At 56.4% G+C, this 21765-nt stretch carries 25 protein-coding genes; 19 read left to right on the forward strand and 6 right to left on the reverse strand.

What is annotated here, in order from left to right:
* Positions 1–10 precede the first annotated feature (10 nt).
* Positions 11–817: an inositol monophosphatase gene (locus tag H8K04_01910; protein UVT17831.1), complete on the reverse strand. Its 807-nt coding sequence runs from the start codon at positions 815–817 to the stop codon at positions 11–13.
* Between the two features lie 209 nt (positions 818–1026).
* Here H8K04_01910 and H8K04_01915 point away from each other — a divergent pair, with 209 nt between their 5' ends.
* Positions 1027–1542, forward strand: a complete 516-nt coding sequence (locus tag H8K04_01915; GenBank protein ID UVT16344.1) for a hypothetical protein — start codon at positions 1027–1029, stop codon at positions 1540–1542.
* 219 nt (positions 1543–1761) lie between these two features.
* On the opposite strand, the gene H8K04_01920 is transcribed toward H8K04_01915, so the two are convergent.
* On the reverse strand, positions 1762–2691 hold the full coding sequence (locus H8K04_01920) for a UDP-3-O-acyl-N-acetylglucosamine deacetylase (GenBank protein UVT16345.1): 930 nt from the start codon (positions 2689–2691) through the stop codon (positions 1762–1764).
* 963 nt (positions 2692–3654) lie between these two features.
* Between H8K04_01920 and H8K04_01925 the strand changes: the two genes are divergently transcribed.
* From H8K04_01925 to H8K04_01955, 7 genes are all read left to right on the forward strand, one after another.
* Positions 3655–5568: a PAS domain-containing protein gene (locus H8K04_01925; GenBank protein ID UVT16346.1), complete on the forward strand. Its 1914-nt coding sequence runs from the start codon at positions 3655–3657 to the stop codon at positions 5566–5568.
* Entirely contained in the window at positions 5565–6080 is a 516-nt protein-coding gene (locus tag H8K04_01930) for a hypothetical protein (protein ID UVT16347.1), read from the forward strand. The genes H8K04_01925 and H8K04_01930 overlap by 4 nt, the downstream gene beginning before the upstream one ends.
* Positions 6081–6268: 188 nt before the next feature.
* Positions 6269–7516 (forward strand): diguanylate cyclase, encoded by a 1248-nt coding sequence (locus H8K04_01935; GenBank protein UVT16348.1) that lies wholly within the window; start codon positions 6269–6271, stop codon positions 7514–7516.
* A 128-nt stretch (positions 7517–7644) separates the two neighbouring features.
* Positions 7645–8325 (forward strand): succinate dehydrogenase cytochrome b subunit, encoded by a 681-nt coding sequence (locus tag H8K04_01940; GenBank protein ID UVT16349.1) that lies wholly within the window; start codon positions 7645–7647, stop codon positions 8323–8325.
* A complete protein-coding gene (locus H8K04_01945) occupies positions 8322–10235 on the forward strand; it encodes a fumarate reductase/succinate dehydrogenase flavoprotein subunit (GenBank protein UVT16350.1) in 1914 nt (637 codons plus the stop codon). Before H8K04_01940 ends, H8K04_01945 begins: the two co-directional genes overlap by 4 nt.
* Positions 10236–10243: 8 nt before the next feature.
* Positions 10244–11032 carry a succinate dehydrogenase/fumarate reductase iron-sulfur subunit gene (locus H8K04_01950; protein UVT16351.1) on the forward strand — a complete coding sequence of 263 codons (789 nt, stop codon included), beginning with the start codon at positions 10244–10246 and terminating at the stop codon, positions 11030–11032.
* 180 nt (positions 11033–11212) lie between these two features.
* Complete coding sequence (locus H8K04_01955; protein ID UVT16352.1) at positions 11213–11737, forward strand: PilZ domain-containing protein; 525 nt, start codon at positions 11213–11215, stop codon at positions 11735–11737.
* Positions 11738–11753: 16 nt separating this feature from the next.
* Here H8K04_01955 and H8K04_01960 read toward each other — a convergent pair whose 3' ends face one another.
* Complete coding sequence (locus tag H8K04_01960; protein UVT16353.1) at positions 11754–12053, reverse strand: hypothetical protein; 300 nt, start codon at positions 12051–12053, stop codon at positions 11754–11756.
* A 96-nt stretch (positions 12054–12149) separates the two neighbouring features.
* On the opposite strand from H8K04_01960, the gene H8K04_01965 reads away from it, so the two are divergent.
* From H8K04_01965 to H8K04_01980, 4 genes are all read left to right on the forward strand, one after another.
* The gene (locus tag H8K04_01965; GenBank protein ID UVT17832.1) at positions 12150–12752 is read left to right on the forward strand and encodes a LemA family protein; all 603 of its coding nucleotides are present in this window, start codon (positions 12150–12152) and stop codon (positions 12750–12752) included.
* A 40-nt stretch (positions 12753–12792) separates the two neighbouring features.
* Entirely contained in the window at positions 12793–13665 is an 873-nt protein-coding gene (locus H8K04_01970; protein ID UVT16354.1) for a TPM domain-containing protein, read from the forward strand.
* Positions 13652–14314: a TPM domain-containing protein gene (locus H8K04_01975; GenBank protein UVT16355.1), complete on the forward strand. Its 663-nt coding sequence runs from the start codon at positions 13652–13654 to the stop codon at positions 14312–14314. Before H8K04_01970 ends, H8K04_01975 begins: the two co-directional genes overlap by 14 nt.
* Before the next feature lie 130 nt (positions 14315–14444).
* Positions 14445–14945, forward strand: a complete 501-nt coding sequence (locus H8K04_01980; GenBank protein ID UVT16356.1) for a polymer-forming cytoskeletal protein — start codon at positions 14445–14447, stop codon at positions 14943–14945.
* A 65-nt stretch (positions 14946–15010) separates the two neighbouring features.
* Here H8K04_01980 and H8K04_01985 read toward each other — a convergent pair whose 3' ends face one another.
* Together H8K04_01985 and H8K04_01990 are read right to left on the reverse strand one after the other, a co-directional pair.
* Positions 15011–15247 (reverse strand): CopG family transcriptional regulator, encoded by a 237-nt coding sequence (locus tag H8K04_01985; GenBank protein UVT16357.1) that lies wholly within the window; start codon positions 15245–15247, stop codon positions 15011–15013.
* The gene (locus H8K04_01990; GenBank protein UVT16358.1) at positions 15228–15500 is read right to left on the reverse strand and encodes a BrnT family toxin; all 273 of its coding nucleotides are present in this window, start codon (positions 15498–15500) and stop codon (positions 15228–15230) included. Before H8K04_01990 ends, H8K04_01985 begins: the two co-directional genes overlap by 20 nt.
* A gap of 203 nt (positions 15501–15703) precedes the next feature.
* On the opposite strand from H8K04_01990, the gene murJ reads away from it, so the two are divergent.
* The 6 genes from murJ to H8K04_02020 all read left to right on the forward strand — a co-directional run bounded on the left by murJ (position 15704) and on the right by H8K04_02020 (position 20307).
* Positions 15704–17317: a murein biosynthesis integral membrane protein MurJ gene (gene murJ / locus H8K04_01995; GenBank protein UVT16359.1), complete on the forward strand. Its 1614-nt coding sequence runs from the start codon at positions 15704–15706 to the stop codon at positions 17315–17317.
* 13 nt (positions 17318–17330) lie between these two features.
* Positions 17331–17849 carry a methylated-DNA--[protein]-cysteine S-methyltransferase gene (locus H8K04_02000; GenBank protein ID UVT16360.1) on the forward strand — a complete coding sequence of 173 codons (519 nt, stop codon included), beginning with the start codon at positions 17331–17333 and terminating at the stop codon, positions 17847–17849.
* A 9-nt stretch (positions 17850–17858) separates the two neighbouring features.
* On the forward strand, positions 17859–18326 hold the full coding sequence (locus H8K04_02005) for a D-tyrosyl-tRNA(Tyr) deacylase (protein UVT16361.1): 468 nt from the start codon (positions 17859–17861) through the stop codon (positions 18324–18326).
* Positions 18327–18425: 99 nt separating this feature from the next.
* A complete protein-coding gene (locus tag H8K04_02010; GenBank protein ID UVT16362.1) occupies positions 18426–18992 on the forward strand; it encodes a hypothetical protein in 567 nt (188 codons plus the stop codon).
* Positions 18993–19042: 50 nt separating this feature from the next.
* Positions 19043–19870, forward strand: coding sequence for an isoaspartyl peptidase/L-asparaginase (locus H8K04_02015; protein ID UVT16363.1), 828 nt, complete (start codon positions 19043–19045; stop codon positions 19868–19870).
* Positions 19870–20307, forward strand: coding sequence for a VOC family protein (locus H8K04_02020; GenBank protein UVT16364.1), 438 nt, complete (start codon positions 19870–19872; stop codon positions 20305–20307). The genes H8K04_02015 and H8K04_02020 overlap by 1 nt, the downstream gene beginning before the upstream one ends.
* 8 nt (positions 20308–20315) lie before the next feature.
* Here H8K04_02020 and mtgA read toward each other — a convergent pair whose 3' ends face one another.
* Positions 20316–21122, reverse strand: a complete 807-nt coding sequence (gene mtgA / locus H8K04_02025; protein ID UVT16365.1) for a monofunctional biosynthetic peptidoglycan transglycosylase — start codon at positions 21120–21122, stop codon at positions 20316–20318.
* Positions 21123–21138: 16 nt separating this feature from the next.
* Here mtgA and H8K04_02030 point away from each other — a divergent pair, with 16 nt between their 5' ends.
* Entirely contained in the window at positions 21139–21759 is a 621-nt protein-coding gene (locus H8K04_02030; protein ID UVT16366.1) for a YihA family ribosome biogenesis GTP-binding protein, read from the forward strand.
* The last annotated feature ends 6 nt before the right edge of the window (positions 21760–21765 follow it).

Consider the following 21765-nt stretch of genomic DNA (forward strand, 5'->3'; position numbering starts at 1 on the left):
TCAAGGTATCCTATCGCGATCCGTCTTGCGCGAGAACCTCAAGCATGGCCGAGTGGATGGGTCCATTGCTGGCCACAAGTTCCTGCCCATAGATGGAAAGGTCTCTTCCGCGGAAATCGGTCAGCCGCCCTCCGGCTTCCCGCACAATCACCGACCCGGCTGCCATATCCCATGGATGAAGCCTGACTTCCCAAAAACCATCGAAACGTCCCGCTGCCACATAGCAGAGATCTAGGGCGGCGGAACCCGTTCTTCTGATTCCCTGCGCCTTGAGGGCAAACTTGGAAAAATGATCGAGGTTGTTTCGCGGCGATTCCCTGATGTCATATGCGAATCCCGTGACCAAGAGGCTGTTGTCGAGCGTGATCGTGTTGGAAACGTGAATGGAGCGGCCGTTTAACCGGGCACCGCCGCTTTCGATGGCTGTGAACAGTTCATTTCGTGAGGGGTCGTAGATGACTCCGAGGGTGCATCGCCCATCGTACTCAAGGCCAATGGACACGCAGTAGGCTGGATAGCCATGAGCGAAGTTGGTCGTCCCGTCCAGTGGATCAATGATCCATAGATAGGGCGACGGAGTTTCTTCGACAGGCCCACGCTCTTCGGCCAAAAACCGATGGGTCGGAAAGCGAGTCCGGATAGAATCGATCACGCACTGCTCCGCGGCATGGTCTGCATCGGTCACCAAGTTGATCGGGTTCTTGTACTCGATATTGAAGCCGGCCCCGGCATACTCGAGAAGAATGGCACCGGCTTTTCGACTGGCGGCAACCGCTGTGTCTAGGAGGAGCTCCGCAGGAACTGATTCGTGAGGAATCGGCACACCCTCATTCTAGCACGACACAAACTGTTCATATGAAAAAATCATGATCCTTTCAGTAGAACAAGGCTTATCCACAGTAATGAGAAAAGTATTACTTGCGTGCAAAAGTATATGTTCAGTACGAGATATATTATTCAAATAATATGTCTTGACACAGATTACAAGCAATGCTATAAAGCAAGCATGCTTTAGTCGGAGTGCTTGTGGAAGAATTAACAGACATTCTGGTTGGGCTGGAACAACGAATCAACGCGTATAAGAGCCGCTTCCAGGACCTGGAGAAAAAGCGTCGTCGACTTGACGACGAAATCGCGACCATTAAGAAATACCTCGAACTTGCTGAAACCCTCTACCGAGTCGAGGCCGACAAGGCCAAGCTGGCCAGCCTCTCAAACCAGATCATTCCTACAGATGACTCCAAAGGTATGAGGCCTGCGCCTGTTATGGACGTGACCGATCAATCTCGAGAAATTCTTCTTGGGCGGAGTAAATATGTCGGGAAGAGTGTTCCTCAAGCCGCCTATGAAATCCTACGCGAGTCCAACCGGGCGATGCATGCGAAAGAACTTGTGCAACGTCTGATTGAAGGCGGGTTGCAGATCAAAGGGAAAACGCCGCTGACTTCTATCGCGACGTCGCTCAAGCGGGATAAACGCTTCAGAAAGGTCGGTCCCAACACGTTCGAAGCCGTGGATGACATGCTGATTCAGGCTGTATAGGACTGGTCATCGGGCCTAACTTGAAACTGCGAAGGGGGGTGAGACTCTTGGCAACAAAGAAGGCAGCGAAGAAGAAGAAGAAGTAATCCCCGCCATGATGTGATGCGCCGGGGGTGAGGTCACTTACCCCCGGCGTACCATGTGTCTCATTGCTGAAGACGGAAGAGCGCCCTGCCCGTAAGACAAGCTACTCTCAACAATATCGAGAAATAGTGCTATTTAAGAAGCCTGGAGCGCGACGGCTGATTGGAGGCGGCGCGCATGGGTGACTGGGTGCGCTTTTTCAACCGACGGCTCTGCGTTCAGAAGGACCCACTTTTCGGGTTGCTGAAGGATCTGCTGAACTAATCGAGTGTGGAGTGCGTGCCCCGACCGGTCTGCGACGATGTGGCCGATGAAGGATACTCCCAGGAGAGAGAAGTCGCCTATCAGATCGAGAATCTTGTGGCGGACAAACTCATCGCCGAATCGGAGACCGGACTCATTGACGATGCCGTCTCCCGATAGCACAACGGTGTTGTCCAATGTTCCGCCCTTGCCAAGGCCACGAGCCCACAAGGCTTGGACTTCGTGCAAAAACCCAAATGTTCTGGCCTCGGCGATTTCGTTCTCAAACGCGCTCACAGAGCAGTCATAGGTATAGGTCTGTGTCTTGATCAGAGGATGTTCATAATGGATCGAATAGGTGATTCGAGAAGTAGAGGACGGTTCAATCCGTACGCGCTTGGACCCCTCGGCCACTTCAATCGGCGCCATGATCTTAAGAAAAGGCTGTTTTCGATCTTGCGAGACGACCCCGGCCGATTGTATGAATCGGACAAACGGGGCAGCGCTTCCATCCATGACCGGAATTTCGGTTGCCGTCACATCGATAAAGACATTGTCGATCTGCAATCCTGACAATGCCGCCAGTAAATGTTCAATGGTTTGAACCTGGAACCCATTCCCGCTGATAGCTGTGCATAATTCGGTTGGGACTCGGTGTTCAACGGATGCGGAAAGATAGACATCAACGTCTGCTTGTCGATTGACAAACACCACACCGGTGTCAGGGGGAGCAGGGCGTAGCGTAATAGACGCGGATCGACCAGAGTGAAGCCCTACGCCGGAGCATGTGACCGTTGATGCCAAGGTTTGTTGATTCCGCACAAGTCCTCCATTTATAAGATTCGCGTTATCGCTTGGTAAGCAATTAGCGCGCCTATCTAAATAAATCATAAAGTATTGTCTTATCTATAAAATATGACCATTTGTCAGAATTCATACTGTATCTAAAAAGACACAACTGTGTATTACAAAAACCTGACACACGGACAGGTGGCTCCTGTGTGAAGAAAAAGGAAGCTGTCTGAGAAGTGAAAAATAACATGTGAGGCATACGGAGACAATCTAGGAATGTCCACCCACTTTGCTGCCGACGTCGGTCCGAATCGCTATAGTGTTGCGGCTGCAAGGCTTGCCGCTTGAATGCGGCTGTTCTCTGCTGGATCGGTGGGACGACTACATATCCACTCATACCCATTCTGATCTTATCTCACGCCGCACTGCGGTTTGGCTTGTCGAGTCATGCGAGGAGTCATGATTCGCACACGGCCGCATGACGCCGGTCAACTTGACGCCCCAATCGCTTGGCGGCCTATGGATCCCACGCCATAGGGTTTTCAGCCAAACGTGGGACTAGTCTCTATACGTTTCCGATTCGCAGCTACGTCGCCCCACAACCTGCGTAGTGTCAGAGGCTGCATTGTCTCCACTAGTGGAACGTACCAAAATAAGAAAATTGATGACAAACAATTAAAGTTAGGTACTCTCTACAAAGATACGTAAGCCAACTAATCTAATTGATAGCCACGATAATGCTATGAGCGCGCGCTCGGTGTGCATTGGTCCGGTCGAACAGAAGATGAGCGACTCAGTCAATAAGCGGGACTCTTCAAGCCAACGAATGCGTGATATCACTCGCCTGGTCTCGCCATTATGGTCGCTGATCATTGTCGCCCTCGGGGGCCGAAGAACACGAGAAGCGGCAATTCCGCGGCCTGGATCGTGTATTGAAATCTTCGAATCACGGACCAAACAGACAGAATCGACGCCCATGAACAGAACTCAGTCATGAAAGCCAAACCTTTGGTCTGGATCAGTTGTGGTCTGGTCAGTTTGACGATCAGCCTTATGCTGGCCGGTTATTCGCTTGTCGATTTGGTGCCTAGCCACGATCGTCAAGTATTCGAGTATCGGCGAGATTTGGCCGAGTCGCTTGCAGTTCAATACTCGGCCTTGGCTGAACGCGATCAGATCGAAACGATTCAATTTGCGATGAAGACGCTCGCCACGCGGAATCAAAACATTCTGTCGTTGGCTCTACTTCAAAGGGCAGGCGTGGTTGTTGCGCAGGTCGGCGATCATGCGCATGTCTGGGTTCAACCACCCGGTGACCAGTCGACGCTCCAATTTCTCCAAGTCCCGATCTTTTCCGCGGACCGGCCATGGGGAGTGCTCCAGATTGCGTTCCGCGAGTCTGAGAGCTCCGGAGTCGGACGCTTTTTGACCGATCCATGGGTACAGTTCCTGGCGTTCATGAGTGTCATGGGATTCATTGGGTACCTCTTGTTCATGAAACGCACACTCCGGCAACTGGATCCCTCCGGCATCGTTCCGACACGCGTGAAAGCCGCGCTCGATGCGCTGACACAAGGCGTGGTCATGATCGACACTCAGGACCTGATCGTCCTGGCGAATGACTCATTCGGTCGCGCCGTCGATAGATCTGTGACGTCGTTGATCGGTCACGATCTCGGGGCTCTCGAATGGGCATCAACCGTTTCATCGGATCCGCTGGCCGTTCATCCGTGGACTCGAGGCATTATGGATAGACAGTCCGTGGATAAAACTCCTCTGCTCCTAAGCCTTCCTGAGGGCGAGCCGAGAAAATTTCTGGTTACCACCGTACCGATTATGGACGACGAATCGATGGTCAGAGGCGCGTTGGTCTCTTTCCATGATGTGACCGAGCTTGATCGGGCGAATGCCCAACTCAAGGAAGCCAACAGCGAATTGGAATCGTCACGCCGTGAGATCCTCAGCAAGAACCAGGAACTCGAAGCGATGAACACCAATCTTCACGTGGAAATGAATGAACGGAGAAAGGCGGAAGCAGAAAAAGAGAAACTGTACAGGCAACTCATGCAGGCCTCGCGGCAAGCTGGGATGGCCGATGTGGCGTCAAATGTCTTGCATAATGTCGGGAACGTGCTCAACAGCATCAACGTATCGACGGATACCTTGCTGAGGACGCTCAAGAGGCCGATGGCGGGTGATGTCCGCCGGATTGCGTCACTGTTCCATGAGCATCAGAACAACTTACAAGAATTCTTGACGGCTGATTCAATGGGGAAGCAGATCCCTACCTATCTCGATTTGGTGGCCGAATCGCTGAGTGAAAGCCATCAGACACTCCAAAGCGAGCTCGACTCGCTCGTGAAAAAGGTCGACCACATCAAACACGTGATTATGTCGCAGCAGGAGATTGCCCGCGCGGCAAATATCCGAGAACCCGCGTCAGTCGAATGCTTGATGGAACAAGCCTTGTTGCTGGCGATTCCCGAGCCGGAGAAGTATCACATCCACGTCGCGCGGGAATACAGCCCGGTCCCCACGATCTTGACGGATCGCCATCAGGTCTTACAGGTGTTGGTGAATGTGATCACCAATGCCAAGAACGCGATGGTTGAACACTCGAGCCTCCCTCGGCAGTTGACGCTACGCATTGAAGTGTATTCCGATCGCCAACCGTTCGTTCGCTTTACGGTTACTGACACTGGAGGTGGGATCAAAGCGGAGCATATCCCGAAACTCTTCGCCCAAGGGTTTACGACGCGAACGGCCGGCCATGGACTTGGACTGCATGGCGCCGCCATTCTGGCCAAGAATCTGGGCGGAACGCTGCAAGCGGAAAGCGCGGGCGAAGGGTGTGGGGCTACCTTCACGCTTGCCCTTCCGTTAGTCCTCGCAGAGGCCGCCGCATGACAGCCGATCAGGCCGCCGACAATCGGCGAATTCTTGTCATAGACGATAACGTCAACATCCACGAGGACTTCCGAAGAATGTTGGCACATCCGAAAGATTCGGACCTGACGAAAAGATGGAACCTGGCGCGCGCGGTGACATTGCAGATCGAGATTCTTGCCCTCAGCGTGACTCAGCGCACAGCGGAATTGCAGAAAGCGAATGAGCGGCTGCACGATCATGCCGCCGGTCAGGCGGTGGAGCATGTCACGAGTCAGTCTCAAGGCGACGTCACGGACGCGTTTCGGCACAAGGAAGAGTTCCTGGCGATTATGAGTCACGAAATCTCCGTGCCTATGAACGAGCTCATGAGTAAAGTCGCTCTGCTGCTCGACAGCCCTCTCAATCCCGAGCAGCGGGAACAGATGGCGACGATACAGAAATGCGCACGAGATGTGCGAACGCTTCTCGGGGACTTGCATGAATTCATGGCGGGTCGGCGACCAGAAACTCAGGTGGAGCATCGTCAATGACGATGCTGATCCATTCCTCGGATAGATCCGGTTGAGTGATCATGGCTGCGGGAAATACAAACCTTCACATCCTGGTTGGCTCTCGTATGCATACGTGCCGAAAGAGTCAGTCGCATGCGATGGCGCTCGTGGATAAGGAAAGGTCGCGTAGATTGCGGTCTGGCAGAACGATGAAGGAAGTCTAACCGGTGTCGACGGACCTTCTCAATCGCCGAATTCTGGTCGTAGACGATAATTCGTCGATTCATCATGACTTTAGAAAAATTCTTCAACCCGAGACCGGACAGAAAGCGCTGGAACAGGCTCGTGCGGCACTTTTTGGGCAGCCTATCTCTGTCCAGTCTGCCGAAGTGTTCGAGGTCGATTGCGCAGAACAAGGACAGAAGGCCCTTTCCTTATTGGAGGCGGCAGGCAACGATGGGCGCCCGTATGCCGTGGCGTTTGTGGATATGCGGATGCCTCCCGGGTGGGATGGGTTGGAGACCATCGAGCGTCTTTGGGAGGCTGATGGGCGGCTGCAGATAGTCATTTGCACGGCCTATTCAGATCAACCTTGGGACGAAATCAGCGAGAAAATAGGAAGAACTGACAAGTTATTGATCCTTCAGAAGCCGTTTATCGGCATTGAAGTCATGCAACTCGCCGCTGCGCTCTGCCGGAAGTGGGATTTGGGAAGTAAGGCTGCATGGCGACTGAACGAATTGAGCCATCTCGTCGATGAACGCACGGTGGAGCTCCAACGCGCCAACCACCAGCTCACACAGATCAATGGCACCTTAAGGCGAACCGTGGCGGACCTTGAAGCGGCGCAGGCGGAGATTCTACGACAAAACGGTGAGCTGGAACGCCTCGCATCCCGAGACCCGCTCACCGGCTGCTTGAACCGCCGCGCGTTCTACGCGTTGTTCGAAACAGTGTTTGCAGACAGTGGCAAACACGGGACCGAACTCTGTTGCTTGATGGTCGATATCGACAGGTTCAAGTGGGTGAACGATCAACTCGGACATGCCGTCGGGGATCAAGCCATCCAAGCGGTCGCACATTGTCTGTCCGCGGGGTTGCGTTTGACGGATATCGTGGGGCGATATGGAGGTGAGGAGTTCTGCTTAATATTCCCACGTACAACGCTTGCGGAAGCTTCGGACCTGGCGGAGCGTCTGCGGATTCGGATTCAAACAGAAGCCGGCGGACGCGTGCGCATGGCGCGCGGGCTGGTCCTTACGGTGAGTATCGGAGTGTCGACAACCGCTCTTGGTGCGCGAACTCCGTTGGAGCTGATCGATCAAGCAGACAAGGCTCTCTATGCCGCCAAGCAAGGTACGCGGAACTGTGTGATGGCGCTCGATCTGTTGGTTCCATGGCTGAAACCTTCCGAGCAGCTCGAACGTCAAGTCAGGCGGATCACCCCCCACTCAAGTTCATCGAATGCCCGATAGGCAAGCCTGGTCGGAAGGATGACCGGATCCGGGAATGTGATGGCACATCGCCGTTTCCCCTCTCGTCTACGACGCACCTCAGACTCCTGTGCGTTTTCTTGAATTCAAGACGTGTATAATACTGGTGGATGACACGCCTGGTTAGTCATTTTCGGTCCTCCGTCGGCAGCAAAGTCGTGATGGCCCTGACCGGACTGGGGCTCATCGTCTATGTCGTCTTCCACATGTTGGGGAATCTTCAGGTATTCGAAGGACCCCATGCGCTCAATAGTTACGCGGCGTTACTGCACGAGATGCCGATCCTCTTATGGACAGCCCGACTAGGGTTGCTGAGTATCGCGGTTGTCCACATCGTGCTGGCCATCCAGCTGACCTTGCGAAACCGCCGCGCCCGCCCGACCGCGTACGCGATCCGTGAGTATCGCCAAGCTTCATTGGCTTCAAGGACGATGGCGGTCTCCGGGGTGGTCCTGTTGCTCTTCATCGTGTTCCATTTGCTGCATGTGACGGCGGGCGTCGTCGATCCATCATTTTCCGATCGTGTCGATGCGGAGGGCTATCGCGATGTCTATGCCAGGTTGATCCATGCCTTTCGGAATCCACTCATCGTAGGGCTCTACCTAGCGGGTCAGTTGGGGCTGGGCTTGCATGTGAGCCATGCCGTCTCCAGCAGCTTACAGTCCCTCGGATTGGAACATGCGGCGTTCAATCGTCTATTCAAGTCCGCTGGTCCTGCGGTCGCGCTGTTGGTGGTGCTTGGCAATGTCGCCATCATTCTGGCCGTCTTCCTGGGGATTGTGCGCGCATGACGATGCTCAATGCAAAAATTCCTTCCGGGCCGTTGGAAACGAAATGGGACCGGCGCCGGTTCAGCGAAAAGCTGATCAGCCCCAACAACAAACGAAAGCTCACGGTCATTGTCGTCGGCAGCGGTCTCGCCGGAGCCAGCGCGGCGTCAACGTTGGGACAGCTAGGCTACCAGGTGGAGTGCTTTTGTTTTCAGGACAGCCCGCGCCGTGCGCACAGCATTGCGGCGCAGGGAGGCATCAACGCGGCGAAGAATTACCAGGACGACGGGGACAGTGTGGGCCGGCTATTTTATGACACCATCAAAGGCGGAGATTTTCGCTCTCGAGAGGCGAACGTCTATCGGCTTGCTCAGGTCAGCACCCAAATCATCGACCAATGTGTGGCGCTCGGCATTCCGTTCGCCAGGGAATACGGGGGGCAGTTGGCAAACCGGTCATTCGGCGGTGTCCAAGTCTCCCGTACGTTCTATTGTCGGGGGCAGACCGGACAACAGCTTCTCTTAGGCGCCTATTCGGCGCTCTGTTGGCAGATTGAGCGCGGACAAGTCACCATGCGCCCGCGTACCGAGATGCTTGATCTTATTGTGGTCGACGGTCAGGCTCGGGGTATTGTGGTGCGCGATCTGGTCACTGGACGGTTGAGTGTTCATACGGCCCATGCCGTGGTGCTTGCCACGGGTGGCTACAGCAACGTGTACTACCTGTCGACCAATGCCAGCGGCAGCAACGTGACAGCCACGTACCGGGCATGGAAGCAGGGGGCGGGGTTCGCAAATCCTTGCTTTACGCAGATCCATCCAACGGCGATCCCGCCGGGAGACGCGTATCAGGCCAAGTTGACCCTGATGTCCGAATCGCTCCGCAACGACGGGCGACTGTGGGTGCCGAAGATGTCGGCGGATCACCGGTGTCCCGGCGACATTTCTGCTGCAGAACGTGACTACTTTCTGGAACGCCGGTATCCGCGCTTCGGCAATCTCGCGCCACGAGACATTGCATCCCGCGCCGTGAAGGACGTTTGCGATGAGGGTCGTGGTGTCGGGCCCAGTGGTCATGGTGTGTACCTGGATTTCGCCGATGTGATTGAACAGGAAGGGCTGGATGTGGTTCGCGAGCGCTACGGCAACTTATTCGACATGTATCATCGAATCACGGGTGAAGACGCCTATCACGCGCCGATGCGGATTTATCCGGCGCCGCACTATACGATGGGAGGTCTCTGGGTCGATTACAATCTTATGAGTACCGTTCCGGGGCTTTTCGTGATCGGCGAAGCGAACTTTGCGGACCACGGCGCCAACCGGCTTGGAGCCAGTTCGTTGATGCAAGGGCTCGCGGACGGCTATTTCATTCTTCCGTATACGATCGGCCATTACTTGGCGACGGCGAAGCTTTCCCTGATCCGGGAGGACCACAAGGACGCTCGCGCGGCGCTTCAGCGCGTGACGAATCGGATCGATCGCCTGCTGAACGCGAAGGGGCGTCGAACGGCCGCCTCCTTTCATCGTGATGTCGGCACGCTGTTATGGAATCATTGTGGGATGTCTCGCAATCAGGCAGGACTCACGCTGGCGCTGGCATCGGTCCCGGCGCTACGGGAAGAATTTTGGCGAGATGTGATGATCCCTGGCTCTGGAGAAGCGTTCAACCAAGAATTGGAATATGCGGGGCGGGTGGCCGACTATCTCGAATTCGCCGAACTGCTCTGTCACGATGCGTTGCATCGGGAAGAGTCATGCGGGGCTCATTTCCGCGAGGAGTATCAGACGGACGACGGTGAACCGAAACGCGATGACAGCCGCTTCGCGCACGTGGCTGCCTGGGAGTATCGAGAGGGGGCGCCGCCTATTTTGCACAAGGAGCCCCTTGCCTTCGAGTTCGTACAACCGACAACGAGAAGCTATCAGTGATCGGCAACATGACATTCACGTTGAACATTTGGCGCCAGAAGGGTCCGGAGGACAGCGGCCGGTTTGTGACGTATGAAGCGCGCGACGTGAGCGCCGGCATGTCGTTCCTGGAAATGCTCGATAGTGTTAATCAAAGGTTGATCGCCGATGGCGAAGAGCCGGTTGCATTCGAACAGGATTGCCGCGAAGGCATTTGCGGAAGTTGTTCGTTGGTGATCAACGGCGTTCCGCACGGCCCGGACCGTGGCATTACCACCTGTCAGCTATACATGCGGCGGTTTCCTGATGGGGCCGTCATCACGATCGAACCGTGGCGGGCACGGTCCTTCCCCATCATCAAGGACCTGGTGGTCGATCGCCGCGCGCTGGATCGGATTATGCAAGCGGGCGGCTATATCTCCGTCAACACCGGTGGAGCGGTGGATGGGAACGTCCTGTTGATCGGGAAAGATCAAGCCGAAACTGCGATGGATGCTGCCTCGTGTATCGGCTGCGGGGCCTGTGTGGCGGCGTGCAAGAATGCCTCGGCCATGCTGTTCGTAGCGGCGAAGGTGTCGCACCTGGCGAGTTTGCCGCAAGGAAAGCCCGAGCGAACGCACCGCGTGAGAGCGATGCTCGAAGCCATGGATCGGGAAGGATTTGGTTCTTGCGGCAACCAGTATGAGTGCGAAGCCGTCTGTCCCAAAAGCATCGGCGTCCGGTTCATCGCCAACCTCAATCGTGAATACCTCCGTGCCGGCGTCGTCGAATCCGGTCTTCTCAGTGAGCCCGAAGCCCCCCACGCAGAGTCTGCCTAGAGAAAACACGAAGGACCGATCTCGACCTCGGCAGACTACTCATTTCTGATCGCTCAATGGCGAGAGGGACTGGTGGAAGCCGATTTGCGCCAGATGGCAATCAACTTGACTGTGGGGGAAAGGCCTTTATATTGCAATCAGAGACGAGTCTATGTGTGGACCCGACGGAGAGGCTGCCGCATGAGTCGTCAAGTGATTTGCCCACAATGTCGAAAAGACGGTGCCGCTCCCGCACGGCCGCAATCACTGCGTGAATTCGTCGTGGCGCTGATTTGGATGGCTCCGTTTCACTGCCGGCATTGTGATCATCGGTTTCTCGCTCGTCGCCGAGGCACGGAAGGATCGTCACAGCTTATAGATCGCCGGGAACATCTCCGCATTCCCGTGCGTCTGTGTCTGTCGTTTTCCGGTGGAAAAATACGCGGCGACGGCACTGTGATGGACCTCTCACTCGGGGGTTGCATCATCAAGAGTGAGACGCAGGTGCATATCGACGACATTTTTTACTTGGAAATCGTCCTTGCCGAAGACGAGGTCCCGGTCGAGGTGGCGGCCATGGTGCGCTCCGTCAGTGCGCGCGGCATTGCGTTCAAATTCCTTCGCAAGGCTCAAGAGAACAAACGGCTTCTCAATTTCATCCAGTCACATTCGGGTTCCACATCCTCCGTGCTCTCCAAGGCCGTTGAATCAACGGTCTCGACGTAGCCCCTTTTCTTTCTCCCTACGTCGGCGTTTCCCAGGCAGACGGCAGGGGATAGTCCGTGATCAGACGGTCGTGTTCGGCGACATCGAACGGCTCGATCGTCAGATCCTTTCGATCCAGAGGTTCCAGACAGGCTGAAGAGCAGAGCACATCGATCAACGCTTGTGCCTTGTGTGTTGTGGAAAACCGGCAGAGGCCATGTTCGGGCATGCCTGATGACGGGTGCCAGAAAGCGAGGTCGATCGCGCTGCCTTGATAGACGCCAAGGGTCCGGTGTCGCACTTGGAACCCGCCGGCTTCATCGTTCCTTCTCGGCATAGAACCTCTTGACCGACACGACTAAATGATTATCCCCATGGTAGCATGAAGGTGAAATCGGAGAACACTGCATCAGTATTGCCCAAGGAGGGGATGATGGAGCGCACCTGGTGGAAAGAGACGGCGATCGTCATGGCGATGATCGGGGCATTGTCGGTATCCGGTTGCGGCTACAACGATCTCCAAGGTTTGGATGAAGATACCAAGGCTGCGTGGAGTGAAGTGATCAATCAGTATCAGCGCCGTGCCGACCTCATTCCCAATCTTGTCGCGACGGTCAAAGGGTACGCGGCCCACGAAAAGGAAACGCTTGAAGGAGTCGTCAATGCCCGGGCCAAGGCGACGGGGGTGCAAGTGACGCCCGAGGTGCTGAAAGACCCGGCTGCATTTGAAGCCTTTCAAAAGGCCCAAGCCGGTCTGACATCGGCGCTCGGCCGGCTCATCGCCATCGCCGAAAATTATCCGAACCTCAAGGCCGATCAAAATTTCAGAGATCTCCAGAGCCAGCTGGAAGGGACGGAGAATCGGATCACGGTGGCGCGCAAACGGTATATCGATCGTGTCGCGGAGTACAACAAGATGGTCCGGTATTTTCCGACCAACCTGACGGCCAAGTTTCTGCTGCACCTGGAAGAGCGGCCTAATTTTACGGTCGCCGATGAGAACGCCGTGTCGAAACCGCCGGACGTGAAGTTTTGAATCGAGGGAGAAACCGAGGAGAGGGTTGAAAGTACCCGGAATGAGCCGCCTCGCGTTCTGCTGTTATCTGGCCGCTGCCTCCTTCTTTTTAACAACGCATGCCTCCGCGCTCGATGTTCCTCCACTGACGGGGCAAGTTGTCGATCTCGCTCACGTCTTACCCAACTCCACGGTTGAGTCGCTCACTGCTCAACTTGCGACGCATGAAGCACAATCGAGCAACCAGGTCGCCGTGCTTGTCATTCCCGCCCTCGAAGGGGAACCCCTCGAAGAGTTCTCCCATCGCGTGGCGACCACGTGGAAACTTGGTCAGAAAGGCACCGACAACGGCGTCCTGCTGGTAGTGGCGATTGGAGAACGAAAAGTTCGAATTGAAGTCGGGTACGGCTTAGAGGGCGCATTGACCGACATTCGATCGGCGCAAATCATCAGACAGGAGATCGTTCCTCGCTTTCGCGCCGGTGATTTCCCGGGAGGAGTGACCGGTGGGATCAACGCCATTCTGAAGACCATCGAGGGGACCTATCAGGCATCTGAGAAAGCCGTCCCTCGACAGGAAAATGATACCCTCGCGCAGGTCGCGATTGCCGTCATGGTCGGATTATTCGTCGGGCTGGTGCTGATGAATGCACACCGATTCATCGGGCCGGTTGCGGGAGCGGGGATCTCTCTGCTACTGGCACCCTGGTTGGTACCGGCGCTCGTGGCAAGCGGTGTGACCCTGCTTCTGCTGTTCGTCATTAGTGGCTCCGGTGTGGCGGGAAGATCAATGCGACACCGAGGGATAGATGATTGGGTCTGGTACAGCAGCCGTGGCGGCGGGTGGGGTGGAGGATCGTTCGGCGGCGGAGGCGGTGGCTTCAGCGGTGGCGGCGGGAGTTTTGGAGGAGGTGGAGCCAGTGGAAACTGGTAATGGGCTTCGACTGACAGCCGAAGAACAGGAGCGGGTCAGGCTGGCGGTGCATACGGCGGAGCGACACACGAATGCTGAAATCGTTCCAATGATCGTTGGCCGGTCCGGGCTCTATCGCGATGCGCAATATCGGGCTGGACTGGTCCTCGCGCTGTCGGCCCTGACGATTCTGCTGACCACCGAACTGCTCTGGCTTCCCTGGGATTGGCATGCCTCCAACGGGGCTTGGCTGATGCTGGTTATAATCGTCGCCTATGGCACGGGAGTATGGCTCGGCACCCGCGTGCCTATCATCCGCCTGCTGACCTCGAGCGAGAGGATGCGACATAAAGTAAGGCTCAGAGCCGAGCGTGCGTTCGCCCAACATGCCGTGTCTCAGACGCGTGAGCGCACCGGCGTACTGATCATGGTGTCTCTCTTGGAGCATCAGATCTACGTGCTGCCGGATCAACCATTATTTCAACGCGTTCCAATGGAACGATGGTCGCAGATCGCGCAAGCCGCTGTCGGCCGATTGAAAACAGGCGATGTTGTCGGCGGGTTATGCCAGAGCATCGAGGCGTGCGGCCTTCTTCTTGCTGAGGTGAGCCCGAGCCACCGAGACGACAATCCCAATGAATTACCGAATGAATTGGTCCAGGAGCCGTAAGAAATCTCCTGTCCTCCCTTGGGCTCTCAACAAATAACCGTAACCAACCGATAGAGAAGAGACTCGGCGTGACCGTTCGGCTGGGTATGGACCATGGCCCAATAAGGATGGATAAGGAGGGAGTCATATTATGTGGAAGCAGGAAGAGGGGGAAGGGGGAGAGGGAGAACGAGAGCGGGAACGCTGGGTGGAGGACAGGCGCAGCCAGTCCAAGAGCGGCCCGACACTTCCGGATGAGGTCGCTTTCGTCGGAAAAGACGTTGAGTTCAAGGGGATCATCACCTATTCCGGCACGGTACGCATTGATGGCGCGCTCGATGGCGAAATCCATACGGACGGCGGCTTGCTTGTGGGTCCGGAGGCGGTGATCAAGGCCAAGGTCACGGCTGGGACCGTGGTGTGCCACGGAACCATCACGGGAGATATCCAAGCGACGAACCAGATCGTGCTCCGTGCTCCCGCCGTTGTGCAAGGCAGCTTGACGACTCCGGTCCTATCGATGGAGGAAGGTGTCGTCTTCAACGGCACATTGGAAATGAAGGCGCAGGCCAAGGCGGAAATGTCAAAGGAGATGGGAGCAAACGTCGTCAGCATCACGAGCCGACCACCGGTTCAGCGACTCGCGGCGTGATCGAGCGAACAACGGGTCTCCTGGCGCAACACGTCGGATAGCGCCAGGGACCCAGACTCAAAAACTCAACTCGCCTTCTTCACTTCCTGCTTCAATCGCTCTGCAATCCACATTTTGATGACGGATTGCCTCGTCACGCCGAGACGCCGGGCTTGTATGTCCAATGAGTCGATGATCCAATTGGGAAAATCGACATTGACTCGTCTCTGTTCATGCCCTGGACGGCGCGCCTTCGAGAGATCGAGATGAGGCGTTACGTCCTTCCCCTCATCGAACATCTTCTCAAGATTCTTTGCCTTCATAGTAGAGTTCCCTCTCTTCCTTTCTGGCTCGTCGAACGGAAATCAGCCGGATTCGTTCCTTCCGATAGGTAAAAAAGGCAGACCAAAGCTTCTGATCGAGAACGGAAATAAGAACGTATCGGGGCTCATCTTCTGTCCTTGCGGAGATCTCAAGCCGATCCTCATCGTCCCAAAGCTTTTGGGCTTCCACAAAATCGATCCCATGCTTGCTCAGATTAGCGGCGCTCTTTGACGGATCAAACTCAAAATCCATTCTGGTATAGAAAATATACCATCGTAGAGCAGCGTGTCAAACGAGAGAAGGTGGTGCTGAAATGATTGCCATCAGTGATGTGGCCGTTCCACCTGATCGGTAAAGCGATCGACTCTTGGAGCCAGCCAGAACCAACCACACTACCGGCCATGAAATTGCTCCATCGATAGACGGCCTGCGATCGTTCCGCTAGAATCCGGTCCATGTCAGAGCCCACCGTGCCGGCCGGCGTTCCAGACAAACCTCAGGATGAGAATCGTTCGGTCGTCAAAGCAGCCGGGGTGATCGGCGTCGCCACGTTTTCCAGCCGCATCCTCGGCTTCATCCGCGACATGGTCCTGGCGCGGTTGTTCGGCGCGACGCCGGCGGCCGACGCGTTCTTCATCGCGTTCCGCATTCCCAGTCTTCTTCGCGAGCTGTTTGCCGAAGGCTCGATGTCGTCGGCCTTCATCCCTGTGTATACGGAGTACCGGACGACACGGGGTAAACAGGAAGCCTGGGAATTGGCTAGCGCGGTATTCACGACGCTCCTGACCGTCGTCACGCTGGTCACGATGGTCGGGATTGTGGCTGCTCCCTGGCTTGTCCAGCTGCTCGCGCCGGGATTTCAGGACAATCCCGACAAACTCGCGCTCACGACGCTGCTCGCCCGTGTCATGTTTCCCTATCTTCTGTTCATCAGCTTAGCGGCGTTGGCGATGGGAATTTTGAACTCGGTGCGAGCCTTTGCCGCGCCGGCCTTCTCACCGCTTTTCCTCAATGTCTTCATCATTGTCGGGGCTGTTTGGCTGGCTCCGCATTTGGAGGAGCCGATTATCGGGGTGGCGATCGGCGTCGTGGCGGGAGGAGCGGCTCAGTTCGCCATGCAGCTTCCCAGCCTGAAACTGCGAGGATTGTTGTTCGGATTTCGATTCGAGCCGGGCCATCCGGGCCTGAGACGGATCGGCACGCTGATGGTGCCCACGCTGCTTGGCCTTTCGGTGACGCAGATCAATCTGACCGTGAGTACGGTGTTGGCGTCGTTCTTCGCCGGTGGACCGACCTATCTATTTTACGGCATGCGGCTGATCCAATTTCCACTGGGCATCTTCGGCGTCGCATTGGCGACGGCGATTCTCCCGACGTTATCCTCACAAGCGGCGCGAGGCGCGTTGGATGAACTGCGCACCACACTCGGGTTCGGCCTGCGCATGATTCTTTTCATCATCGTGCCGGCGATGGTGGGCTTGATTCTGCTGCGCGTTCCCATCGTGCATCTGTTCTTTGAGCATGGCACGTTCACCGCCCACGATACGGCGGAGACTGCGTTGGCCGTTCTCTGTTACGCGGTCGGCTTGTGGGCATTCGGAGGGGTGCGCATCATCGTCGCGGCATTCTATTCACTGCAGGATACCAAGACGCCGGCCATCTCGGCGGCGGTCGCGCTGGCAGCGAATGTCCTCTTCTCGTTAGCATTGATGTCTTTTCTCGGCGCGGCAGGATTGGCGCTCGCTACGGCATTGGCGGCTATGGTTAATGGAATCATTCTCGTAGCGGTGTTGAACAGGAGACTCGGCGGAGTTGACTGGGCAGCGGTGGGACGGTCTTCCCTGCGGGTACTGGCGGCATGTATTCCCCTGGTCATTGCCTGCTGGTGGGTGGCCGGCGCACAGGTCTGGACGCACCCTGCCGAATGGGTCATGAAATCCGTGATGCTGTTTGCCGCCATCGGGTTGAGTGTCGGTGGATATCTCGGTGTCCATGTGTTGTTCCGGTCTGAGGAACTCGGAGTGGTGTGGGGGATGGTTCGCAGGAAGCTCGGACGAGCGATGGGATAACAAGGAGCGATTCATGTTGCGTGCGATGATCTTTCGTTCATCATGGGGTTGGATGGGCATAGCGGAATCCCAGAAAGGGATTCAAGCGATTGTGTTGCCGAAACGCTCAAAGCGGGCTGTCGAGTCCGATCTCAGAGCACAGTCCGACGGGCCGTTGCAGCAAGAAGCATCGACACGACTGGAGGCAGCGCGCCGGCAGCTGCTCGACTATATAGAGGGGAAACGGGATACCTTTGATGTGCCGCTCGATCTGTCGCAGGGAACATCGTTTCAACGACAAGTATGGCGGGCGCTACAACGGGTGCCGTACGGGAAGCTTCGATCGTATCAGTGGATCGCGGCGCGCGTAGGGGGACGGCACTATGCCCGCGCGGTCGGTAATGCGGTCGGCGCGAATCCGTTGCCGATCGTCATCCCCTGTCACCGGATTGTCGCCCACGATGCCTCACTGGGCGGCTTCTCGGGAGGACTCTCCATGAAACGCAAATTGCTGTCCCTCGAAGGGACATTGGCGCAGTTGCAGGGAGGATGACCTCACGCCATGAGAGCGGTCATTCAGCGCGTCACGCATGCGTCGGTGGAGGTCGATGGGAACATCGTCGGCCGGATCCAAAACGGCTTGATGGTGTTGTTGGGAGTGGCGAAAGGCGATGACGAGTCGGACGCAGGGTATCTGATCGACAAAATCAGGAGCCTGCGAATTTTCGCTGATGAGCAGGGAAAGATGAATCGATCACTGACGGACGTGGGCGGGGCTGTCTTGTTGGTCTCCCAGTTCACCCTGCTGGGCCGAACCTCGAACGGCCGCCGGCCCAGTTTCGACGAGGCCGCGCCTTCTGAACAGGCCAAGCAGCTCTACGAACGAGTCGCGGCCGGCTTGCGAACAGCCGGTACGCCGGTTGAAACGGGAGTCTTCGCGGCGCATATGCAGGTGGCGTTGGTCAACGACGGACCTGTGACATTTGTGGTGGACAGTCGAGAGCGGAACTCACTCTCACTCAAGGTCTGACGATGGAGTTCCGATAGAATCGATAAGAGTGGAGGTCGGTTTTCAGTCGCGATCTGGTATACTGAGTTCAAGTCTCATCGGCCTTCGCAGGAGGTGGAGATGGGCACTCAAGTTCCTCCACGACACCCGCTTCGGCAACTCTTTGGCGCGTTAACCGAGAAGAGTTTTACGGAACATCTCGGCTGGCCCGACCCCAAGGTCACCTCGTACGTTTCCAATCTGCTGGTCGATTTCACCCATACGGATCAGCTCTATAAGATCAGAGATCGGCAGAATCAGCCGATCGATACGGTCGTTGATCTACTCTTTGAATCGGAAGTGATGTTGGAGGCGCAATCCCTGGATCGTGAGGGAGACGTCCACCGCCACATCGGTGATTTCACCCTGTTCATGGCCGGTTTATTCCCCGAATATCTTCGACGGCTTAAATCGGCCGGCCGCATCTATCACAAGGATTTCCTGGTGGACTATGTGAAGACCGGCAAACGGTCCTACGGGATCGTGGCCCAGATCGGCCGGGATGATGCGGAAACCAGCTTGCCGTTGTTTCAAAAATTATCCGAGAACTTTGAACTCTGCGTAACGGGTCTGGGCTTTGTGCGGTCCGATCTGGACCGCATGCAGAATCCTGCCTATCGGAAGACCCGAGATCTGCTCTTGAATTGAAATCTGTCCGTCCCATCATCCTCGCGCACGGAGGCGCCGGCCCTCGTGCGATGACCTCACCACAAACCGCTTGCCTGCGTGCCGCATTGCAGGTCGGCTACCATGTGCTGGATCGCGGTGGTTCGGCGCTCGTGGCCGTCGAGCAGACCATTCGCGTTCTCGAGCGTAGCGGTCTTTTCAACGCGGGAAAGGGATCACGACTGCAGCTGGACGGTGTGCGGCGGATGGATGCATCCATCATGGAAGGGGATCATCTGCGCGCAGGAGCGGTGGCATCCATTGAAGGAGTCGTCCATCCGATCACCGCCGCCCGACTTGTAATAGATGAGACGGATCACGTGCTGCTTGTGGGCCCATTGGCGACGAAGTTCGCCGAGCATTTCAAGATAGAGCGTCACCGGACTCGGGCGACGCCCCGCCGTCTCGCCTATGGCGCGATGCTGAAGCTGAAGAAATCCTCGCGGAAACAGCATGGAACGGTCGGTGCGGTCGCACTCGATCGAACGGGGACGGTCGCTGCCGGTGCGTCGACCGGCGGAATCGATCTCATGTTGCCCGGACGAGTGGGGGATACACCCATGATCGGGTGCGGGGTGTATGCTGACAATGAAGCCGGCGCTGTGTCGATGACGGGATTGGGCGAGGGCATCATTCGTCTGGCCGTCGCCAAAGAGATGTGCACTCGTTTAGGTCATGGAAAGACACCGGCGGCCGCAGCACGACTTGTATTGAAGAAGCTGGTCGCTCGGATCAATGGCTCTGCGGGGACCTTAGTCTTGAAGCCGAATGGACAATTCGCCATCATGCATGTGACACCGTATATGGCGGCGGGATGGTGGGATGGTAAGCGAATACCGACCGTGAGGGACAGATTTTGATGAGCAATAGCGTGTTTCATCTCGCCTTTCCGATCCACGACGTGGACGCCACGCACCGGTTTTATGTGGACGGTCTCGGCTGTACCGTCGGGCGGCGATCGAAGCATGCCGTCACGCTTGGTCTAGCCGGTCATCAACTTGTCGCGCATGTCGTGCCGGATCAATCCACGAAACAGAAAGGAATCTATCCCCGTCATTTCGGGTTGGTGTTTCTCTCCTTGGATGAGTGGCAGGCGCTGGCCGATCGGGCCAAGGCGAAGGGCCTTGCGTTCTACCAGCAACCGCGCGTGCGATTCCCCGGGACGCGCATCGAGCACCGCACGTTCTTTCTCGAAGACCCTTCGCATAATCTGCTCGAATTCAAACACTACACCAACGAATCGGCCATCTTCGGCGAACAAGATTACAGTCAGGTGGGTGACGAGAGGGAAATCTAACAGCGTCTTTACTGGGCACGTTTGTGAGAGGAAACGGAGACTTGATCCATCCAGCGAAGAATGCGCTGGTGCCGGCGCGTCAGCGCATTGGTTTTTCTGATGGGGTCGTATCGTTGAGGACTGGGGAGAATGGCCGCCAACCAGGCCGCTTCGTCGGCGGTGAGGTCCGAGGCCGATTTCGCAAAATGATGACGAGCGGCGGCCTCGGCGCCGTACACGCCGCGCCCCCACTCCGCCACATTCAAGTACAGTTCAAGGATACGCCCCTTCGTCAACCGGTGTTCCAGTGATCGAGTGATCAACGCCTCGCGAGCTTTGCGGAACAGCGAGCGCTCAGACGACAGGTAGAGATTTTTTGCAAGTTGCTGGGTAATGGTGCTCCCACCCCGTTTTATCTCTCCTGCTTCCAGGTTATACAGCGCGGCATCGCGAATGCCGTCCCAATCAAACCCTTCATGGTCGAAGAATGCGGCGTCTTCGGCGGCGATCACGGCACGTTGTAGCTCAGGCGAGATTCGGCTCAGCGGCACCCAGGTCCATTCCCGCCGGCCGGTGCGCCCCTGTTGTGTTGCGCTTGCCAGACGACGTTCCATGAGGGCCGTCGAGATCGGATTGGTTCGCACAAGCAAATCTACATCGGGAAAGGTTACGAGCCAGCTCAATGCCAGGAGGCCCAAAGGTATGCCCGCCAGTAACGTGGTCCATAGGAGAACGCGTGCCACGGTTCGACGGCCGGTTGACTTGGGTGGGGGAGGATCGTATGTGTAGTGACGCAGAAAGACAGGACTGCGCCTTGGTTTCCGTCTTGAGTCCATGACCTAGCCTGACGGCATGAAAATCTTCGCGGCTGAGTTTATCAAAAGTTGCGTATCCCCAGAACAATTTCCTTCCGGGGACCTCCATGAAGTTGCCTTTGTGGGACGTTCCAATGTGGGAAAATCGTCGTTAATCAATTCGTTGCTCAATCGTCGGGACATGGCGAAAGTCAGCCGGACGCCGGGAAAAACGAGAGCCGTCAACGTATTTCTGATTTCAACCTCTGATCCCGGCATGTCGCGCTTCTACCTCGTGGACTTACCCGGCTATGGGTTTGCCAGAGTGTCGAAGTCCGTCCGAACCCAATGGGGCCCGTTGATTGAAGACTATCTCATCGGTCGAACCTCCCTGCTGGAGGTCGTCTTGTTGGTGGACAGCAGGGTCGTGACCGACCAGGATCGCCAGACCATCGCATGGCTCCGATCCATCCGCCGGAATCCGCTCGTCGTTGCGACCAAGATCGACAAACTGAGGCCCAGCGAACGGGTGCGTACCCTGAGGCAGGCGCATCGGGTCCTCGGACTGGCCGAGGGAGAAATGTTGATTCCTTATTCGTCGGTAACCGGAGACGGACGGGATCGAGTGTGGGGAGCGATACGTGACGCAGCCGGAAGACTTCGCGCTGATGCCACTTGACCTATC

It is taken from the genome of Nitrospira sp. (genome assembly GCA_024760525.1).
Taxonomy (GTDB): Bacteria; Nitrospirota; Nitrospiria; order Nitrospirales; family Nitrospiraceae; genus Nitrospira_D.

Bases quoted from the DNA above. Each gene is read 5' to 3' on its own strand.
- H8K04_01940 (UVT16349.1), top strand. From the start codon at position 7,645: ATGACACGCCTGGTTAGTCATTTTCGGTCCTCCGTCGGCAGCAAAGTC.
- H8K04_02020 (UVT16364.1), top strand. From the start codon at position 19,870: ATGAGCAATAGCGTGTTTCATCTCGCCTTTCCGATCCACGACGTGGAC.
- H8K04_01960 (UVT16353.1), bottom strand. From the start codon at position 12,053: ATGCCGAGAAGGAACGATGAAGCCGGCGGGTTCCAAGTGCGACACCGG.
- H8K04_02030 (UVT16366.1), top strand. From the start codon at position 21,139: ATGAAAATCTTCGCGGCTGAGTTTATCAAAAGTTGCGTATCCCCAGAA.
- H8K04_01950 (UVT16351.1), top strand. From the start codon at position 10,244: ATGACATTCACGTTGAACATTTGGCGCCAGAAGGGTCCGGAGGACAGC.
- mtgA (UVT16365.1), bottom strand. From the start codon at position 21,122: ATGGACTCAAGACGGAAACCAAGGCGCAGTCCTGTCTTTCTGCGTCAC.
- H8K04_02005 (UVT16361.1), top strand. From the start codon at position 17,859: ATGAGAGCGGTCATTCAGCGCGTCACGCATGCGTCGGTGGAGGTCGAT.
- H8K04_01990 (UVT16358.1), bottom strand. From the start codon at position 15,500: ATGGATTTTGAGTTTGATCCGTCAAAGAGCGCCGCTAATCTGAGCAAG.
- murJ (UVT16359.1), top strand. From the start codon at position 15,704: ATGTCAGAGCCCACCGTGCCGGCCGGCGTTCCAGACAAACCTCAGGAT.
- H8K04_01980 (UVT16356.1), top strand. From the start codon at position 14,445: ATGTGGAAGCAGGAAGAGGGGGAAGGGGGAGAGGGAGAACGAGAGCGG.
- H8K04_02010 (UVT16362.1), top strand. From the start codon at position 18,426: ATGGGCACTCAAGTTCCTCCACGACACCCGCTTCGGCAACTCTTTGGC.
- H8K04_01970 (UVT16354.1), top strand. From the start codon at position 12,793: ATGAGCCGCCTCGCGTTCTGCTGTTATCTGGCCGCTGCCTCCTTCTTT.
- H8K04_02000 (UVT16360.1), top strand. From the start codon at position 17,331: ATGTTGCGTGCGATGATCTTTCGTTCATCATGGGGTTGGATGGGCATA.
- H8K04_01930 (UVT16347.1), top strand. From the start codon at position 5,565: ATGACAGCCGATCAGGCCGCCGACAATCGGCGAATTCTTGTCATAGAC.
- H8K04_01925 (UVT16346.1), top strand. From the start codon at position 3,655: ATGAAAGCCAAACCTTTGGTCTGGATCAGTTGTGGTCTGGTCAGTTTG.
- H8K04_01985 (UVT16357.1), bottom strand. From the start codon at position 15,247: ATGAAGGCAAAGAATCTTGAGAAGATGTTCGATGAGGGGAAGGACGTA.
- H8K04_01965 (UVT17832.1), top strand. From the start codon at position 12,150: ATGGAGCGCACCTGGTGGAAAGAGACGGCGATCGTCATGGCGATGATC.
- H8K04_01955 (UVT16352.1), top strand. From the start codon at position 11,213: ATGAGTCGTCAAGTGATTTGCCCACAATGTCGAAAAGACGGTGCCGCT.
- H8K04_01945 (UVT16350.1), top strand. From the start codon at position 8,322: ATGACGATGCTCAATGCAAAAATTCCTTCCGGGCCGTTGGAAACGAAA.
- H8K04_02015 (UVT16363.1), top strand. From the start codon at position 19,043: ATGACCTCACCACAAACCGCTTGCCTGCGTGCCGCATTGCAGGTCGGC.